Below are 1,135 nucleotides of genomic sequence, written 5' to 3' on the forward strand. Positions count from 1 at the left end.
AAACTTATTGCCCGTGATATGTGCAAAGTATTCGAGCAAGAATGTGTACTCATCTCACGTCATGCGTGTGATGCTGAATTAGTGGAGGCATAACATGGCTATCAAACTTGAACATGTACGCTACCGCTATCGCACTCTGACACACAAGAATAAGCCTAACATTTACATGTGCTTTCACTTGACTGCGAGTGGTAATACACCTCACTTTGTCACTGATGACCTAGACCTAGCCATCGAGTACACAAAGGCTATGAGCAATCATGAATGGGACGTTGCCTACTCCATACTCAACGGCATTATCAACCGACCTAACCTCGCTATGTGGGGAGCATGGGAGACGTGCGTGTCTAGGGTAGGTCATGATGTACACAGGGCATTGGAAGCCGAGCTTGCTAGTAAAGCCGTGCCTCCTGCGCCTACTCCTATAGTCAGTGCATGGACCTTCAAAGACCCTGACGATTTGACATTAGAGACACCTGATGGTGACTGCGTGTATGTCTGTGGTAGTGGTGAGCGTATCATGTATGGTGCAGATAAAGGTGAAGCTGATAACCTAGTCTATTATGTAAATGTAGGCGACTACCAGCGTGCTATTGATGTGCTTCGTAAGAACAAAGATAGTGCCGTCACTGGGTGGGGACACCAGTTACTCACAGACCTAGAGAATTACATGCTCAAGAAACCTAATGCAGTAACTGATACCACTGAGTCTGATACATGGGGTATCGGTAACAAACCTCACGCCAAGGTCAAACAGTGGGAGCCTGACACTCCCGACCCTGACGTGGACTTAATGAAATCAATTCGAGATGCGTGCTCACGCTAAGGAATAATTATGCAATGCTACGATGTATTAGAAGTGTTGTTTGAATCAGCCAGTGGTGGGTACAAAGTGTACTCTGAACTGGATGAATGCGTGTACACTATGACTGCCGAAGACCTCAAGCATGAGCGCGAATTAGGCAACGATGTGTACGACCCGTATCAATTAGTCTTCTTCAACTAGGGGGTGCATCATGCCTACTGTGTACGTAATCAAGATGATACAGCGAGGCACAGATGAGCCTGACTATCAGATTGAGAAGACACTCACTGGCAAGTCAAGGGCTAAGTTATTAGACCTAGCTCTTGAACA

Annotated in this window: 1 protein-coding gene; it reads left to right on the forward strand. The window is 46.4% G+C overall.

Annotated features, from left to right (window positions below):
* Positions 1-490: 490 nt before the first annotated feature.
* Complete coding sequence (locus ABMA70_RS16020; RefSeq protein WP_393022412.1) at positions 491-826, forward strand: hypothetical protein; 336 nt, start codon at positions 491-493, stop codon at positions 824-826.
* Positions 827-1,135: the final 309 nt, after the last annotated feature.

This window comes from Halobacteriovorax sp. XZX-3 (genome assembly GCF_043196495.1).
Taxonomy (GTDB): domain Bacteria; phylum Bdellovibrionota; class Bacteriovoracia; order Bacteriovoracales; family Bacteriovoracaceae; genus Halobacteriovorax_A.